Raw genomic sequence first — 19,055 nt, 5'->3', positions numbered from 1 at the left:
TAATTATGAAGAAAACATTCATTATCGCAATAATGGCAATTCTTGCCATTGGTGCTCAGGCTCAGGAAAAAAAGACTGAGAACAAAAACAAACCGGTATTCACCGTTGTCAAGGAGAATCCTATTACATCTATCAAGGACCAGAACCGTTCGGGTACGTGCTGGGCCTATTCTACTCTTTCGTACTTTGAGGCAGAAATTCTGAAAAAGACAGGTAAGACCTATGACCTCTGTGAGAGTTTTGTGGCCAACAAGGACTACATGGACCGTGCCATACAGGTTGTAAGACTGCACGGAGACTGCCAGTTTGCACAAGGCGGATCAGCTTATGATGTGCATTACGTGCTCCAGAACTACGGAATCTGTCCAGAAGAGGCCATGCCTTTCCCTGGTTCACTCTATGGTGACTCTCTCAACAACTTCAACGAGTTCTTCTCTCTGCTTGAACCATACGTGGCTGCCGTATCAAAAAGCAATGCTAAGAAAATCTCTAACCAGTGGAAAGTTGGACTGCAGGGCATTCTCGATGCATATCTTGGCAAATGTCCGGAAGAATTCACCTACCAAGGCAAAAAATACACTCCAAAGAGTTTTGCTGCTTCACTCGGTCTCGACTGGAACGACTACGTTAGCATAACTTCTTTCACTCACCATCCTTTCTATACTGCTTATGCTGTTGAAGTACAGGACAACTGGCGCAATCCTCTGAGCTACAACGTACCTATGGACGAAATGATGAAAATCATTGATAATGCCATTATGAACGGCTACACTGTAGCATGGGGCGGAGACGTTTCAGAAGAAGGATTCACACGCAATGGATTGGCTTATGCCATCGACACCAAGAAGACTGAGAGCCTTCAGGGAAGCGACATGGCACGCTGGCTCAAGATGACTGCCCAGAAAAAACGCAATCTCATCGACTCACTCGGATGCACCGTACCCGAAGTTAAAGCAACACAGGAAATGCGTCAAGAGCGTTTCGACAACTGGGAGCTCACCGATGACCACGGCATGCTCATCTTCGGTATTGCCAAAGACCAAAACGGACGCGAATACTATATGGTTAAGAACTCATGGGGAGAAACTGGCGAATATAAAGGAATTTGGTATATGACTAAAACCTTTATCGCAGCAAACACGATGGATTACACCGTTAACAAAAACGCTATTCCTAAGGATATCCGCAAAAAACTCGGCATCTAATAAATGACCTTTTATATGTAAAATCGGAACATACCATGATTTTTTCCATGGTATGTTCCGATTTCTTGTTTTTTCTTTGTAACTTTACACCGCATATTGGCTATTGTAAAGCCGATAGTATCTGAAATAAAGAAAAAATAAGAACAATATATAAATGCACTACCAATGGAATTACGAACCTCCTACACCAGAACGGCAACAAGCAATTAAAGAACTGGCCGAGAAAATCAACATGAGTCCCATTGTTGCAGATTTGCTTATCAGCAGAGGCATCAAAACTGAATCGGCAGCAAAACGTTTCTTCAGACCGATGATGAACGAACTCATCGATCCTTTTCTGATGAACGATATGGATGTGGCCGTAGATAGGCTCAACGATGCAATGGGACGCAAGGAACGCATCATGGTGTATGGTGACTATGACGTGGACGGATGCACAGCAGTGGCACTCGTCTATAAATTTCTTATGCAGTTTTATTCCAACATCGACTATTACATCCCTAACCGAGAAGAAGAAGGATACGGAGTAAGCTACAAAGGAATAGACTATGCCAAGGAAACAGGAGTTAAACTCATCATTGTACTTGACTGTGGCATCAAGGCCATTGAGGAGATTACCTATGCCAAACAACAAGGCATAGATTTCATCATCTGCGACCACCATGTGCCAGATGAGATTCTGCCTCCAGCAGTGGCTATACTCAACCCTAAACGCACCGACTCGTCCTATCCGTTCAAGCATCTTTGCGGATGCGGCGTAGGTTTCAAGCTGATGCAGGCATTCGCAAAAAATAACGGTATTCCATTCTCAAGACTGACTCCTCTACTCGATTTATGCGCAGTCAGCATTGCGGCAGACCTCGTGCCTGTAACCGGCGAAAATCGCATTCTGGCATTTCATGGACTGAAACAACTCAACATCAACCCATCTATTGGTCTCAAGGCCATTATCAATATTTGTGGATTGACCGGACGAGAGTTAACCATGAGCGACATTGTTTTCAAAATCGGTCCACGCATCAACGCAAGTGGAAGAATGCAAAACGGAAAGGAAGCTGTGGAACTGCTTGTAGAACGCGATCTCCAACGTGCACTGACAGAAGCTAATCGCATTAACGAATACAACGAGCAGCGAAAGGACATAGACAAGCAGATGACCATAGAGGCCAATGAAATCGTGGCTCGCTTGGAAAGTCAGCAACATATGTCGTCTATCGTGCTGTACGATGAAGGATGGAAAAAAGGAGTTGTAGGCATCGTTGCCTCACGCTTGACGGAAATATACTATCGGCCAACTGTCGTTCTCACCATTATAGATGGCATCGCGACAGGATCTGCACGTTCCGTAGCAGGATTCGACATCTATGATGCCATCAAAAACTGCAGAGATATCCTTGAGAACTTCGGTGGTCACACCTACGCAGTAGGACTCACCCTGAGACAGGAGAACATCCCTGAATTCCGTCGTCGTTTCCAGGAATACGTCAAACAACATATTCTACCAGAACAAACGTTGCCAACACTTGACATCGACGAAGAAATCGACTTTAAGGACATCACCAAACGCCTACACGGCGATTTGCGAAAACTTGCCCCTCACGGACCTGCCAACGAGAAGCCTCTCTTTCTTACACGCAACGTCTATGACTATGGAACATCGAAAGTTGTAGGCCGCCATCAAGAACACATCAAACTTGAACTGGTAGATTCGAAATCGGCAGTTGTCATGAATGGAATTGCCTTCGGACAAAGCGCAGATGCCAGATACATCAAGTCTAAGCGCTCGTTTGACATTGTTTATACCATCGAAGAAAATGCCTATAAACGTGGGGATATCCAATTGCAGATAACCGACATCCGTCCCAGCGAGACACCGGAATCTCCTAAATAAAGAAAGCGTACTGCCTATAAGTGATAAGAAAACTTGCAGACTGGCAAACAGAAAAGACCATAAGATGGACAAATACCAACAGATTCTCAAACGTTATTGGGGATATGATGATTTCCGCGGAATCCAACGAGACATCATTCAATCCATTGGAGAAGGTCATGACACGCTTGGCCTTATGCCTACGGGTGGAGGTAAGTCTATCACATTTCAGGTACCAGCACTCTGTCGTGAGGGAGTCTGTATAGTTATCACTCCACTCATCGCACTGATGAAAGACCAAGTCAATCATCTGAGACGACGTGGCATCTTGGCGGCTGCCGTCAATTCCAGCATGAGCCATGATGATGTGTTACGCATTCTCGACAATTGCATATTAGGAGGCACTCGGTTACTTTACATCTCACCAGAACGCCTGGCAAGCCAACTGTTTATCACAAAACTAAGACATATGCAAATTAGCTTCATCACTGTAGATGAAGCACATTGCATCAGCCAATGGGGATATGATTTTCGTCCAAGCTACCTCAACATTTCAAGCATTCGTGTTCTTTTACCTGATGTGCCTATTCTGGCTCTTACGGCAACAGCGACACCAGCTGTAGTTGAAGATATCAAAGACAAATTACAGCGACCTGACGACAAAGGTGGCACATTCAATGTGTTTCAAATGTCATTTGAACGTAAGAATCTCAGCTATATCGTCAGAGAAGCTATGGACAAGCGACATGAACTTATAGAAGCTCTACACACATCAACAGCCTCTTCCATCGTATATGTCCGGAGCCGGAAACATGCTCGAGAAATAGCAGAACTACTTACCCAAGAAGGATTCAGTGCGACATACTACCATGCTGGACTTGATACAGAGGAAAAAGACAAGCGACAAAACGACTGGCAGGCAGACCGCACCAGAATTATTGTTGCCACGAATGCTTTCGGCATGGGCATTGATAAAGCAGATGTCCGACTGGTGCTTCACTACGACTGCCCTGACTCTATTGAAGCTTACTTTCAAGAAGCTGGACGCGCAGGACGCGACGGGAAACCTGCCCAAGCTATTCTACTCTATGGCCAACAAGATATCGTCAAACTCCGCAAACGTGTAGCTGACACATTCCCTGACAAGGATTATATCCGGAAAGTTTACGACCATATAGCATTCTATTTTCAGATAGCATTAGGAGACGGTAACGGTGTTTCCCATGAATTCAACCTACAAGATTTCTGCTATAAATTCAACCATTTTCCTGTTCAGGTACATTCTGCCCTACAAATTCTGCAAAGAGCCGGCTATTTAGAATTCACTGCAGAACGTGAGAATGCCTCTAGAGTGATGTTCGTCGTAGAAAGAGACGAACTATACCGGCTGACTGGCAATACGCCCAACGAGGATCGTCTGATTGTTGTCATGTTACGTAACTTTTCTGGGATGTTTTCTGAATATGCCTATATTAATGAAGCTCATCTGGCATCAATCAGCAATATTGACCGAACTGAAGTACACAACATTCTGTTGCAACTGTCGCGCAAGCACATCATACAATACATACCTCCTAGCCAGTTGCCTTTTCTCCGCTACCTGCAGAGACGAGAAGACAGCAAACATTTGTTGTTTCCTGCAGAAGTTTATGAAAACCGTCGCAAACAATTCAGCCAACGCATAGAAGCAATGATCCATTATCTACAGGATAACACTCATTGCCGTTCACAGCAGTTGCTTTCTTACTTTGGAGAAAAGCAAGAGAAAACATGTGGTCAATGTGATGTGTGTGTTACTATTAGCGACGATGATGTTCAAGCAGCGCAAAAGCAAATACTTCAATTTCTCTCCGATAAGAAGCCTCATCTGCTTGTAGAACTCCGAGCGCTACACATTCCTACCGAAATCTTTTCACGAGCTCTCCGTTATCTTGTTCTTGAAGAGCTCGTAAAAAGCGATTCGGTTCAAATAAGCCTTTAAGAGGCAATGTAGAATATCTACCAGTAAAGAAGTATCAATCGAGGCAACCTATAATTTCACGGACAGAATGACATCCATGATCATCAAGCCAACGATCAATGCCATCACGTACCTTTATGGTAACTGATGGATCTATAAAGTTTGCTGTTCCTATCTCAATAGCTGTGGCACCTGCCATAAGAAATTCAATAGCATCATGGGCATTCATTATACCACCAAGTCCAACAACAGGAATTTTAACCGCACGAGCAACTTGCCACACCATACGTAATGCAACAGGTTTAACCGCAGGACCGCTCAAGCCACCAGTACCGATACTGAGTACAGGACGACGTTTTTCTATATCAATGGCCATTCCCATCAATGTATTAATAAGCGAAACACTGTCTGCGCCCTGTGCTTCACAAGCACGAGCAATGTCGGCTATATTTGTAACATTAGGCGAAAGTTTCACTATTAACGTTTTATGATAACGTTCACGTACAGCTTTTACCACACTCTCTGCCCCAGCGCAAGTTACGCCAAAAGCCATTCCTCCATCCTTGACATTGGGACAAGAAATATTGAGTTCTATTGCTGGAATATTGTCAAGAGCGTCAATGCGCGAAGCACATTCTGCATAATCGTCTGGTGACGAACCGCTAACATTTACAATGACGTTAGTATTTATATCCTTAAGTTGGGGATAGATGTGCTGGCAGAAATAATCCACACCCTTATTTTGCAATCCTACACAATTGAGCATACCACTGGGAGTTTCTGCCATACGCGGATAATCATTACCTTCACGTGCTTTCAACGTGGTACCTTTAACGATGAATCCTCCTAAACCGTCAAGGGGAATAAAGTCTGCAAACTCTAATCCATAGCCAAATGTTCCCGAGGCCGTCATTACTGGATTTTTAAGTGCCAGATGGCCTATATTCACTTTCAGATCTGCCATAACAATTGTTTTACATTAAATACAGGACCATCTTTGCAGACACAAAGATTACCCTTTACTGTTTTCTCTACACAACAGAGACAAGCTCCAAGACCGCACGCCATCATATTCTCCAATGACGCTTCACACTCAACATTTGCTTGAGAAGCATATCGTGCCACAGCCATCATCATGGGTTTAGGACCACAGGTAACTATTCTATCAAATGTTTCTTTCTTTAAAATCGAGTGATTGGTTACAAACCCTTTTTCTCCTTCAGTTCCATCTTCCGTTGTAATACAAACACGGCCATAATGACTGAAAAGATCTAATTCTAACAAGTCTCCCTTGGAACGTGCACCAAGCAGAAATGTCGGTTCTACTCCCAAGCGTTTCATTTCTGCACCCATATATAACAATGGAGCCACTCCCACTCCTCCACCTACAAGAAGCAGGCGTTCTGAGGACTTATTGGGCATAGTAAAACTATTACCCAGAGGCAATACGCAATTGACAACATCCCCCACTTGTACCTGTCCTAAGTAGCGTGTGCCCTTGCCGACCATTGCCACCATAAGCCAGAGTTCATTATTCGTTCTATCTACAAAATTAATTGAGATTGGACGGCGAAGCAAAACGCCATCAACACCTTCCATACTTACTTCGACAAATTGTCCGGGAAACATTTCAGGTAAAGGTTCTTCGTGTGTCAATTTAATCAGCACATGTTTCGAACTGATGTGATCAACACTCTTCACCACAAGATCACATATATATTTTTTCATATTCATCATTATTTTATAGTTTTCGTCATGTTCTACTAACATTTCCTGAACTAAATCGCTTATAAAAACATATACTTCATTATAAACAGAAGGGCAAGGATAACAGAACCTATTGACAAATCACGGTATTTACCACTAAATGCATGTACCATAACCCAAGTTATGAGTCCAAGAAGAATACCATCGGAAATACTGTAACATAGAGACATCATAATAATGCAGATAAAACAAGGAATTGCTTTCGCATAATCATGAAAATCAATATCACGGACGCCAACCATCATAAAGACTCCAACCATAATCATTGCCGGTGCTGTTGCCTGAGAGGGAATCAAGAGGAACAAAGGGGCAAAGAAAAGCGCAAGTATAAAACAAACGGCAGTTGTCATAGCAGTAAGTCCGCTACGACCACCAACGTTCACACCTGCAGCACTCTCTACATAGGTCGAGACTGTAGATGTTCCAACGATTGCACCAAACGTTGTTCCAACAGCATCAGCAAAAAAAGCTCTGTTCATGCCGTGCATCGTTCCGTCTTTTTCTACAAATCCTGTTCTATTACCTACACCGATAAGTGTACCTAATGTGTCGAACATATCCATAAACAGGAGAGTAAACACACAAATCGCCATATCAGGTGTGAAGATATTCTGCCAATCCATTTTACAGAATACAGGGGCAAGACTCGGTGGAGTATCTACAATTGTTTTAACATGTTGCACATCTGTTACTCCCAAAGGAATTCCGATGGCTGTTGTTGCAAGAATGCCTATCAACAATCCTCCAGTAACATTTCTCACCATAAGAACTGCACTAATAACAATACCGAAAAGAGCGACTAAAACTGGCGTTGTATGAAGATCGCCAAGTGTAACAAGTGTTGCGTCACTATGAACAATAATGCCAGCCTGTTGAAGACCTATAAAAGCAATAAACAACCCGATACCTGGTGATATTGCCTTTCTAAGTTGTATTGGCATGGCATAAACAATCTTGTTACGTAGGCCTGCAATGGTCAAAAGAATAAAAATTACGCCTTCTATAAAAACGGCCGTAAGTCCGAATTGCCAAGAATATCCCATCTTCAAGACAATGGTATAGACAAAAAATGCATTCAGTCCCATTGCAGGGGCCAGTGCAAAAGGCAATTTAGCATAAAGAGCCATAACGATGGTAGCTACCAAAGAGGAGAGCACCGTTGCTGTGAAAACAGCTCCTGGATCCATTCCTGCATTGCTGAGTATAGACGGTTGTACGGCAAGAATATAAGCCATTGTAAGGAAGGTAGTAATGCCACCGAGCAGTTCTTTTTTCAGCGACATTGTTGCAGGATTAAATCCAAAGAGACGATTGAGCGTATTCATTATCTTAAAAATTGCTTTTGTTAGAGTATCATTTAAAAACTGCATGCAAAGTTAATGAATTATTTTGAGATATAATGCTATAGATGAGCTTTTCTTAACTAAGATACCAATAAAAGACATTTATCTTATGCGCTCATCTTCAGATGGAAAAAAACCGTTACCCTTGGTCGAGGGTAACGGTCCAATATCAAATAAATTCTTTCTATTCTAAAAGAATGATCTCTTAGTCTTCCTGGTTTTCAGGACGGAGTTTGCGAACAGTCACACCTGCACGCCACATTTCCTGATTGCGCATAGCTTCAAGCTCTTTCTCCAAGCCGGCACGATAATCAGGCTTTGAGTTAGCATCAATTGAAATCTGTGCTTCATTACCAGTCTTAACAGAATAGTAGAGCCACTCCATAACAGGTTTTATTGCATCATGGAAACGAGGAGCCCAATCGAGAGCACCACGCTGTGCGGTTGTAGAGCAGTTAGCATACATCCAATCCATACCCTTTTCACCGAACAACGGGCCAAGGCTTTGGGTAAGTTCTTCAACTGTCTCATTGAATGCTTCTGAAGGAGTATGTCCGTTCTCGCGCAATACTTCATACTGAGCAAGAAGAAGTCCCTGTATAGCACCCATCAGTGAACCGCGCTCACCAGTCAAGTCACTAGTAGCTTCACGTTGGAATGTTGTCTCAAAGAGATAACCAGCTCCAATACCAATACCGAATGCGATGGTCTTCTCTTTTGCCTTACCACTTGCATCCTGATATACTGCATATGAACAGTTCAGACCGCGACCTTCACAGAACATGGTACGAAGAGAAGTACCAGATCCCTTAGGCGCAACCATGATTACATCAACATCTTTTGGTGGAACCACACCAGTGCGGTCGCTCCAGTTGATTGCAAAACCATGACTATAATATAATGTCTTACCGGGTTTCAGATATTTCTTAATATTAGGCCATACCTGAATCTGACCTGCATCTGAAAGCAACATGCAAAGGATAGTACCCTTTTCTGCAGCCTCTTCAATAGAGAAAAGGGTCTTACCTGGTACCCAACCATCAGCAACGGCCTTGTCATAAGTTTTACCCTGACGCTGTCCAACAATGACATTGAAACCATTGTCGCGCAGGTTACAAGCCTGTCCAGGTCCCTGAATACCGTAGCCAATAACTGCGATTACTTCATCTTTCAAAACTTCACGTGCTTTCTCGAGTGAGAATTCTTTGCTGGTGACAACTGTTTCTACTACGCCACCAAAATTCATTTCTGCCATATATGCAAATTGTTTAATGTGTTGTACATGTCCACTTGAACCATGCCCGCCCTCACGAGAGCAGTCGTCTTGTTGGTCCAACACCTCGCTTACTCGAAGCGACGCCAATGGATTAACTATTTCTTTTCTGGCTGCAAAGATAACAAATTATCACCAAACAACCAAATTTTCTTTCAATCTTTTACAAATTTAACTTTACTTCTACATACTTCTATGCCATCGTCTTTGCAAATTCGTATGCAGAATTCGTTTTCATCCGCACCATTCTCTCGATAAAACGAAAGTTTGTCACCTGCATGTGCCTCAGCCACATATGCTATTTCAAAGCGTTTGATTCGGTGTGTCCGATACCAGTCAATAGGCCATAAATCAAGAACATGTTCTATATATTTCACAGAGTTGACGTGTCCGTTGATATCTACATCATTATAATAGGTGTCTATGGTACGCACATATTGTGCTTGATTGGTCATTTTCACCCTTCCTCCTTTATCTATCGGACATTCCTTTTCTGTTTCTATCCATTGTTGGATAGCTCCGTCGTTGACAGCAAGTATATCAGTAGGTTGGCGGTTATCAACATCAATCATTGCCCATATAGAGCGTCCATAGCCATATATTTTTTGATTTCCCTGTTCATCTTTACCGCTAACGGCAAAGTTTCGCTGTGTGAAATAGCGCATTGCACCCTCCACCCATGTCTCAACTGTGAATGGTGTGTATTGAAATGGCATTTCTTCCATTTCTATTGCTAATCGGGACAATACCCATGCTCGCTTTGCTTTCATCAGATAGCGCATACCGAACCCTCGGTCGGTAGAATGAAAGTCTGCTGCATTAAGTAAATGATTTCCAAGATGTCCCATAAACAAACGGCCACTATAATCACAATGGAAAGGTTCTGCAAGGAACTGATATCTTCCAATCTTTCCTATAGTCTTATTATCTTGACTGTCCATCAATATATCTCTTTTAATGATCTACCAATAATTATGTATTTTGCCTCTCGTTATTTGCATTATTATCTGCAAATGCGATTTCTAAACATGATTATTTTCTCTTTCATCAAGGAATTCACTAACCTGTTCTTGTGTTGATCGGGTCACCGCAATACGTCCACTTCTCGTATATTGCAATACACATCCATAGTCGTTGAGTGTATGATACAATTTAAGGATATCTTCAGTAATACCGAATTTCATCACGATAACATAGGTAGGATTAACCTCAGTAATACTAGCATCTGAGCGTCGGATAACCTGGCAGATTTCTGGATTTCCGAATACCATTTCCGTTGAAAGTTTATAGAATGCGGTTTCTCGTATAAACAGCTGATCGTCTGTAAAATAGTTAGCCTTCACCACATCTATTTTCTTTTCAATTTGCTTAGTAATCTTAGTAATTTGGTCTTCATCACTCCAGGCTGTAATAGTATATTTGTGAACGCCTTCAATACTTGAGGGCGATACATTCAAACTTTCGATATTAACTTGTCTTCGAGTAAACACAGCAGTTATCTGGTTGAGAATACCAGCAATATTCTCTGAATAGACCAACAATGTATATAATGTTTTATCGTTCATCTTATTTCCTTTTATTCTGTTTACATTTGGAGAACGTTCGCTTACTTGTTTTTATTAAACCTGAACGTCGAGCATCATATCATCGACACTAAGTCCCGGAGGTGTCATCGGTAACACATTATCATCTTCCAGAATAGCACATTCCAGAATATAAGGTCCGTCAGTTTCTGCCATTTTCTTTATAGCTTGTGCCAAACGTGCACGGTCTGTAACTGCCTCATAAGGGATGCCGTATCCTTGCGCGATGAGTTCGTAGCACGGATTCATCATTTTGGTAAACGATTGTCTTCTGTGCCAGAACATATCCTGCCACTGGCGTACATTTCCAAGATAATGATTATTCATGAGAATCATCTTTACTGGGGCTTGCTGTTCCATAATCGTACCCAATTCTTCTATGCACATTTGGAATCCTCCGTCACCCATAAAACAACAAACCATACGGCCAGGAGCTCCAAAAGTTGCTCCTATAGCGGCAGGCATTCCATACCCCATAGTTCCAAGTCCACCACTTGTACAGATACTTCTTTTGTGATGATATTTAAAATAGCGGGTTGCAAAGAGCTGGTTTTGACCCACATCGGTTACAAGGACAGCATCATCTGGAGTATTTTCTGCCACAGCATTCACGACTTCACCCATCAGAAGAGGGCCTTCTGTAGGATGTATGGCGGGTTCTATCACTCGCTTGCGTTCCTGCTCATGAAGTGGCAGGAAAGAATCGCGCCATTCTTTATGATTGGCATTATTAACAAGAGCTGTCAATGCCGGAAGAGATTCTTTGCAGTCGGCAATGATAGCCACATCAGCTTTCACATTCTTGTCAATTTCACTTTTGTCAATATCGAGGTGAATGATTTTTGCCTGTTTGGCATATGTTTTTAGATTACCCGTTACACGGTCGCTGAATCGCATTCCGATGGCAATAAGAACATCACATTCCTGTTCTTTCAGATTGACAGCATAGTTTCCATGCATTCCCAACATACCAACATTAAGCGGATGATTGGAAGGCAAAGCACTAAGTCCAAGCATGGTACGTCCTGCAGGAATATCGGTTTTTTCCAAGAAATTCAGTAGTTCTTGCTGAGCATGTCCGAGTTCTACGCCTTGTCCAACCAAGGCAAGGGGACGTTTTGCTTCGTTAATCATACGAGCGGCTTCTGCCACCGCCTCTTTGTTGAGTTTAGGATAAGCCACATACGAGCGAACATAGTCAACTTTTTGAGGTACAAACTCGACGTCTTCCGTTTGTGCGTTTTTAGGAAAGTCGAGTACGACAGGTCCAGGTCTTCCGCTTCTTGCAATATAGAATGCGCGACTTACCGCCCATGCAATATCCTCCGCATGTCTGATTTGATAGCTCCATTTCGAGATGGGCTGAGCCAATCCCACAAGATCCACCTCTTGGAAGGCATCGGTTCCCAACGCTCCGATAGGAACCTGTCCGGCAATAACCACAATAGGAGTTGAGTCGAGCATAGCATCAGCCACACCAGTCAGCGTGTTTGTTGCACCTGGTCCACTTGTGACCAAGCATACTCCAACCTCTCCGCTAACCCTTGCATAGCCTTCTGCAGCATGCGCAGCTCCTTGTTCGTGTCTGACAAGAATATGATCAAAGGCTTTTTTCTCACCTCTTGTATAGTCGTAGAGTGCATCATAGACAGGCATGATAGAACCTCCAGGGTAACCAAAGATTGTTGTTACCCCTTCGTTCTTTAATGCGAGCATCAACGCTTCACTTCCTTTTATTTTTTCCATACTATTCTCTATTTCTTTCATTTAATCATCGTCGCGGCTTCCTTTGCCGTTATTTTCAGTCGATTATTCTCACTCCACCTTTATCTGCCGATGAAACGCTCTGCGCATAGGCGCGAAGGGCTTTCGACACTTGTCTGTTTCTCTTCAACGGCTGTTGTGGTCTTGCAGCAAGCTCCTCTTCTGAAAGTTTCACGTTGATTCTGCGGTTTGGAATATCTATTTCTATGATGTCTCCATCCTTTATCTTTCCAATATTTCCACCTGCAGCGGCCTCAGGAGAAATGTGTCCGATGCTTAATCCTGACGTGCCTCCGCTGAATCGTCCGTCGGTAATAAGTGCACACTCTTTACCCATGTGCATGCTCTTAATGTATGATGTAGGATAGAGCATTTCCTGCATTCCAGGACCACCCTTCGGACCCTCGTGTGTGATGACTACACAATCACCTTTTTTGACTTTTCCTCCGAGGATTCCCTCGCAGGCATCATCCTGTGAGTCGAAGACCACAGCGGGACCTTCAAAATGCCAAAGAGCCTCATCGACACCTGCTGTTTTCACAACGCATCCATCCTGAGCTATATTTCCGAAGAGTACAGCCAGTCCTCCATCTTTGGTATAGGCATGTTCAATATCACGTATGCATCCATTCTCACGATCAACATCGAGAGTCGGATATTGCTCGTTTTGAGAACCCATCTTTGTACTGAAACGTTGTCCCGGTGCTGAGAAATAGATTTCAGGTTGATTGGCAACATCATATATCTTCATAGCTTCGTCGAGTGTCATTCCATCCACACGCGCCGCTGTTCCGTCAATGAGTCCACCTTTATTGAGTTCGTTGAGTATTCCGAGGATTCCTCCTGCTCTATTACATTCCTGGACGCTATACTTTTGCGTATTTGGAGCAAGTTTACACAAGCAAGGAGTTTTGCGACTCAATGCATCAATATCCTTGATTGTAAAGTCTGCGCCAGCCTCCTGTGCCACAGCCAACAGATGAAGTACTGTATTGGTAGATCCTCCCATAGCAATATCGAGTGTCATGGCGTTGAGGAACGCTTTTCTGGTTGCGATATTTCTAGGCAGAACGCTCTCGTCTCCATCTTCGTAATAGGCCAATGCATTCTTTACAATCTGTCTTGCTGCCTTTCTGAAGAGTTCTATGCGTCGTTCATGTGTAGCGAGGATTGTTCCATTTCCTGGCAATGAGAGTCCTATGGCTTCTGTCAGCGAGTTCATGGAATTTGCAGTAAACATTCCAGAGCAGCTACCGCATCCTGGACATGCACATTGTTCTATTTGCTGCAGTTCTTCATCGCTTATAGAATTATCAGCTCCTTTGATCATGGCAGTAATAAGGTCTGCATTTTCTCCTCTCCATCTTCCTGCTTCCATAGGTCCACCGGAACAGAATACTGTAGGGATATTGAGTCGCATGGAAGCCATGAGCATTCCTGGAGTCACTTTATCACAATTTGAGATGCAGATCATTGCATCTGCTTTATGTGCATTGACCATATACTCTACCGAGTCGGCAATAATATCTCTTGAGGGCAAAGAATAGAGCATACCGTCATGTCCCATTGCAATTCCGTCATCAATAGCAATTGTATTGAATTCGGCAGCATAACATCCCATTTTCTCTATTTCTTCCTTTACGATTTGTCCTATTTCGTGCAGATGCGTATGTCCGGGTACAAACTGGGTGAACGAATTGACAACGGCAATGATCGGTTTTCCAAATTGCTCATGTTTCATTCCTGTAGCCACCCAAAGAGCTCTGGCTCCAGCCATTCTTCTTCCTTCTGTGCATACTGCACTGCGTAATTGGTGTTTCATATCTATTTAGTTTGTTTGTTTATTCCTTTTTATGTGGATTTTCTCCACCATCTCACCATATTGAGTTGCAAAGTTACACTTTTTCCGCCTAATCACCAACGAAACATTAGAGGTTTTTCGGTTTTTGCTTATAAATTGAAAGTTTCATAGTGAATTACAGAAAAAAGCGAGCCGTAGTTTCCATCGGCTCGCTTTCGTTTCCTTAACAATCTCTTTACCTTTGATTCGTACCTATGTATGTTTTCTGAGTGCAAAGATACATTTAATCTCTGTATGATTAATGCACTTTTTTGACATAATTTCATAGAGCCGTTTTATTTTTGACTTGCATCAATTTTGCATGTACTTTCATTCATGAAGAGGTACGACGGTTTGTATCCTCCTGCGTCAACGATGATTTTTTCGAAGACGATAGCAGGATCGTTAGGTTTGATTGTCAGGGTATGGAATTCGCCTTCTACTACTGGGAGTGTAACAATACTTTCCACTACTCTTCTTGCCACGGTTGGGTAATAGATGGAATAGATATTTTCCTTTTTCTCATTGAGATTGTGGTTGAAGTTGACTGTTTGAACCTCTCCTTGATCGAGTTGCACACTATAAGTAAGTCCGCCTTTGTTAAGATAGTCGAGGGTGGATTTCACTACGATGTGTATTTTGAGTGGACTCTTCACTCCGTTTGGCATACGGAATCGATAGGTCAGGCTTGCCCCTTCCACACCTTTGGTATAAGGCATTAGGGTAACTCCGCTTCTTGTGCGTCCCATGTCTGGTATGATAGTCCATTTTGCTTCTGATGCATCAGATGCAGCATAGTAGTGTTCTGCTTCCATGGCTACCACTCCATTTGCCTCTGTAAACACATATCCTCCGTTTGTAGGATTTTCAATGCGTTTCACTTCTGGCATCCTGTCTGCCGGGAAGTCATCGTTCCATGAAGTGTAACCGATATGTTTCTGAATCATCATTCCATTCCATTTTCCACCTGCCATTTTGAGGTTATAATCAGCACAAAGTGTAGAATCGCGCTTAAACGCCTGTTCTACGCGATCTGCCCAAAGATTACAATCAGGATTTCCCTCTTTGAAGAGTTTACGGTTCATGGCTTGCGCATAATACATTTGATGGATATTACCCATGGCTTGTATCGGGAAGAGTATGATTTGCTGATAAGCATCGCGCTGGTTCTCGTCGAGTGTGAGATACTGTCTGAGCGCATCGCGCTCAAGAGTTGCGTATTCATCGACCACTTGTTTCCATTCACCTGTATTTATATTATAGGTATTCGCATCCATCATTTCTGCCGTGCATCGTCCGTTGAGTTTGCAGACGATATTGAGCAGACGGGCTGCTTCGTCTGCCTGTTTTGCTCCAAACTGTTGAAGACAGAACTGGCGGGCATGCTCTGTGATATTGTTGACATCGTATTTTCTTGGATTCCAAGCCATATCCATAAACATAGAGATGGGAAATTCCATTGGCTTAAGGTCGCCAACATTGAGAATCCACATCGCCTGTATTCCGTTTTCGTAGGCTAAAGTGAGTTGCTCCCACATATTCTGCATAGGAGTGACGTTGAGCCATTTAGAATTTCTCGGTGCTCCCACATAATCCACATGGTAATAGAGTCCCCATCCTCCTTTATGCTTGCGTTCTTGTGCATTCGGTACTCTACGCACATTTCCCCAGTTATCGTCACAAAGGAGAAGAATAACGTCTTCAGGAACTTTCATTCCTTTGTCATAATAGTCAAGCACCTCTTTATAGAGCGCCCAGACTTGGGGCGTTTCGCTTGCTTTCTTTCCTGTTACGTCTGCAATAATCTTTCGCTGGTCTGCAATAATCTGCTGCATGAGTCGCGTATCGGCTTCGTCGCTCATGGCTTCGTCGCCATCGCCTCTCATTCCTATGGTTACGAGCTGCTCGGTTCCTTTCATGCGCTCGATGCCTTCACGGAAGAACTGCTGCAACTTTGTTTTATTGGTATTATAGTTCCATGGTCCCCACTCTGCTCTTCTACGTGCATATTCCTGATGGTTTCTTGCCATTGGTTCATGATGTGAGGTACTCATGACAATACCCATATCGTTGGCCGTTTTCTCGTTGGCAGGATCGTCTGCATAGAACGACCACATCCACATGGCAGGCCACATCATGTTTCCTTTCAGTCGGAGCACAAGTTCAAAGACGCGCTCATAGAAATGGTGGTCTGCATAATTAGTACCAAATGTATTTTTAATCCATGTAGAAAGACACGGTGCTTCATCGTTGAGGAAGATTCCTCGGTAAGCAACAGCCGGTTCTCCGTCAGTATATATTCCTCGGTTGACATAGATCTCGTCATGTCTTTCAGTAGGAACGTCAGCCCAATAGTACCATGGCGACACACCCATCTGTGCAGAAAGTTCATAGATTCCATAGACAGTACCTCTTCTGTCGCTTCCTGCAATAATGAGTTGTTTTCCTACGGTTGTGATGATAAACTTCTCGCGTTTTCCTTTAAGTTGTGTTGCATCGATAAGTTTTTTCTTTGCGAGTTGGTCAATAAATTTAGAGTGCCCTATAGTTCCCACTATAATCTTTGCATCCGCCTGATGTTGAAGCACGGCATCTTGTCCTGTTACTCGCCCGAAGTCTGCTGCCAAAGCATGTACGGCAATATCAACGGCTTTAAAATCTGCTTCATCCGTTGTGATGGTTACTTGCTTTTGTGGGTTAAGGAGCAGGTCTCCTTGATTGAAATTTACAAATCGCTCTGCAGCCTTTATGGTTTGCATTCCAAAGAGGGCAACAAAAGCCAATAATGTTGTTTTGATGATTTGAATAGTTGTCATAAGTGTATATTGTTTTTAAGTTCGGATGCAAAGTTACACATTATTTCTCAAAAATGATAACGTTGTCCGTCATTTTAAACAAACAAAGTTTTGCATGCGAGATTTCAGTCGTTTTTTTAATGAGGCCTTCACTATATTCTCATTCGGGATGCATTCGGGATGCATTCGGGATGCATTCGGGATTGACCCATTCATAGAAAGGCATAATATTCCTAAAAACCGAGTCATAAGTAAGTCCTAAGTAAATCCCAAGTAAGTCCCATCAGATTTGGGACAATAATAGAAGATAGTTGGGAAGAAGAAAGGACGTTCTAGGGTAATACTTTAGGCATTTCACTATTCAGAAAGCGACAGAAGTACAGATGTCTCAAAGTTATAATCAAAAAAATCCGTCTTGCAGAAAATACTCCACAAGACGGACTGTTTATTTGTCGCTAAATGCTGAGTTCTTATTACTTAGTAGTATCGAAGAACATAGCTACGCGGTTGAAGTCAACCTCCTCTGAGAGTTTGTCGGTTGCACCGAGACCCTCAGTAGTGATGCGGCTGGCCGCAATCTTGTAACGCTTAACAAGAGCGTTCTTCACAGCGTTAGCACGTGCGATAGAAATCTTCTCGTTGATTTCTGCACTTCCTTCTGGTGAAGCGTAGCCACGAACGATAATCTTAGAATTCTTGTGATTACGCATGTACTTAGCAACCATTTCGATGCTTGCATACTGAGCTGCGTCGATGGTGCTCTTACCCTGACCGAAGATGACGATTGGCTGGAGCTGAGTATTGTTTTCCTTAACGACTTTCACCTCAGGCTGCTTGCTCTTTTCAGCAGCGAGCTGAGCCTGAAGGTCAGCGATGGTACGGCCATCAGCAGCAATCTTGTTGTCCTTGTTAGCATTTTCAGCACGGAGCTCGTTAATCTTGGCATTCAGGCCATCGATTTCGGCCTGGTCACGGAGCTGTGCGATTTTGAAATTGTGAGTACCATTGGTGTTACCGAACTTATAGTTCAAACCTACGTTAACTCCGAAGGCTGCGGTACCGAAGTTGTATTTGATGTCCTGACCATCTGCATTGAGACCATACACGAGGTTTGGTTCAATATAGAGCTGCCAAGCCTTGTTTGCGCCAAGGTTGAAAGCGAAATCAAGACCAATCTTAGATGTCAGTACATCGTTGTCCTGACCTTCACGCTCGTTAGAAGTACCGAAAGCGTGACCCCAACCGAGTCCATAAACACCGATTACCTCAAAGTTGCGAGGCTCGCCTTTGTATCCGCCAAACCAATTGCTGAAGTTTGTAGTACCGAGTACTGAAGTGTTGAGCGCACGAACCAATGTACTGTAGCTACCGAATCCACGTGTACGGGCATAAGCGTCGCTTTCAACGGCGAGACCGAATACTGGAGTAAACCAGCGGCCTACACGAATTCCGGCAGAAGGGTTAATGTTGTTGAATACTGAAACACCTGTGGCCTTTGCACTCGCACCAGCCTTGATACCTACATACCAGTTGTCCTGATTCTCACTTTCCTCTACAGTCTGAGCAGAGATAGCCTGTGCAGAAAAAGCTGCAACGGCAAGCATTAAAAATACTTTTTTCATCGTTTTTAATGATTATATAATATGTTGTAACGT

Annotated in this window: 13 protein-coding genes; 3 read left to right on the top strand and 10 right to left on the bottom strand. The window is 43.2% G+C overall.

From position 1 onward, the window contains the following. Positions 1 to 5 precede the first annotated feature (5 nt). The 3 genes from CIK88_RS09045 to CIK88_RS09035 all read left to right on the top strand — a co-directional run bounded on the left by CIK88_RS09045 (position 6) and on the right by CIK88_RS09035 (position 5,056). Complete coding sequence (locus CIK88_RS09045; RefSeq protein ID WP_094435990.1) at positions 6 to 1,205, top strand: aminopeptidase C; 1,200 nt, start codon at positions 6 to 8, stop codon at positions 1,203 to 1,205. A gap of 154 nt (positions 1,206 to 1,359) precedes the next feature. After that, complete coding sequence (gene recJ, locus CIK88_RS09040) at positions 1,360 to 3,096, top strand: single-stranded-DNA-specific exonuclease RecJ (protein WP_094389399.1); 1,737 nt, start codon at positions 1,360 to 1,362, stop codon at positions 3,094 to 3,096. A gap of 64 nt (positions 3,097 to 3,160) precedes the next feature. Beyond that, the gene (locus CIK88_RS09035) at positions 3,161 to 5,056 is read left to right on the top strand and encodes an ATP-dependent DNA helicase RecQ (protein WP_094435988.1); all 1,896 of its coding nucleotides are present in this window, start codon (positions 3,161 to 3,163) and stop codon (positions 5,054 to 5,056) included. A 34-nt stretch (positions 5,057 to 5,090) separates the two neighbouring features. On the opposite strand, the gene CIK88_RS09030 is transcribed toward CIK88_RS09035, so the two are convergent. The 10 genes from CIK88_RS09030 to CIK88_RS08985 form a co-directional block, all read right to left on the bottom strand. After that, positions 5,091 to 5,999, bottom strand: coding sequence for a dihydroorotate dehydrogenase (locus tag CIK88_RS09030; RefSeq protein WP_094389401.1), 909 nt, complete (start codon positions 5,997 to 5,999; stop codon positions 5,091 to 5,093). Next, complete coding sequence (locus tag CIK88_RS09025; protein WP_094389428.1) at positions 5,987 to 6,763, bottom strand: dihydroorotate dehydrogenase electron transfer subunit; 777 nt, start codon at positions 6,761 to 6,763, stop codon at positions 5,987 to 5,989. The genes CIK88_RS09030 and CIK88_RS09025 overlap by 13 nt, the downstream gene beginning before the upstream one ends. A 59-nt stretch (positions 6,764 to 6,822) precedes the next feature. Next, the gene (locus CIK88_RS09020; RefSeq protein WP_094436059.1) at positions 6,823 to 8,127 is read right to left on the bottom strand and encodes an NCS2 family permease; all 1,305 of its coding nucleotides are present in this window, start codon (positions 8,125 to 8,127) and stop codon (positions 6,823 to 6,825) included. A 223-nt stretch (positions 8,128 to 8,350) separates the two neighbouring features. Beyond that, on the bottom strand, positions 8,351 to 9,400 hold the full coding sequence (gene ilvC, locus CIK88_RS09015; protein WP_094389402.1) for a ketol-acid reductoisomerase: 1,050 nt from the start codon (positions 9,398 to 9,400) through the stop codon (positions 8,351 to 8,353). 173 nt (positions 9,401 to 9,573) lie between these two features. Then, entirely contained in the window at positions 9,574 to 10,359 is a 786-nt protein-coding gene (locus CIK88_RS09010; protein WP_094389403.1) for an acyl-[acyl-carrier-protein] thioesterase, read from the bottom strand. Positions 10,360 to 10,440: 81 nt separating this feature from the next. After that, complete coding sequence (ilvN, locus tag CIK88_RS09005) at positions 10,441 to 10,983, bottom strand: acetolactate synthase small subunit (protein ID WP_094435986.1); 543 nt, start codon at positions 10,981 to 10,983, stop codon at positions 10,441 to 10,443. A 54-nt stretch (positions 10,984 to 11,037) separates the two neighbouring features. Continuing rightward, entirely contained in the window at positions 11,038 to 12,747 is a 1,710-nt protein-coding gene (gene ilvB / locus CIK88_RS09000) for a biosynthetic-type acetolactate synthase large subunit (RefSeq protein ID WP_173815139.1), read from the bottom strand. A gap of 55 nt (positions 12,748 to 12,802) precedes the next feature. After that, positions 12,803 to 14,587, bottom strand: a complete 1,785-nt coding sequence (gene ilvD, locus CIK88_RS08995) for a dihydroxy-acid dehydratase (protein ID WP_094435982.1) — start codon at positions 14,585 to 14,587, stop codon at positions 12,803 to 12,805. Between the two features lie 314 nt (positions 14,588 to 14,901). Further along, positions 14,902 to 17,421 carry a glycosyl hydrolase 115 family protein gene (locus CIK88_RS08990; protein WP_094435980.1) on the bottom strand — a complete coding sequence of 840 codons (2,520 nt, stop codon included), beginning with the start codon at positions 17,419 to 17,421 and terminating at the stop codon, positions 14,902 to 14,904. Between the two features lie 452 nt (positions 17,422 to 17,873). Beyond that, a complete protein-coding gene (locus CIK88_RS08985) occupies positions 17,874 to 19,022 on the bottom strand; it encodes an OmpA family protein (protein ID WP_094435978.1) in 1,149 nt (382 codons plus the stop codon). Positions 19,023 to 19,055: the final 33 nt, after the last annotated feature.

The organism is Prevotella sp. P5-50 (genome assembly GCF_002251295.1).
Lineage (GTDB): Bacteria > Bacteroidota > Bacteroidia > Bacteroidales > Bacteroidaceae > Prevotella.
The sequence above is the reverse complement of the archived record's forward strand: the minus strand, read 5'-3'. Positions and strand labels throughout refer to the sequence as shown.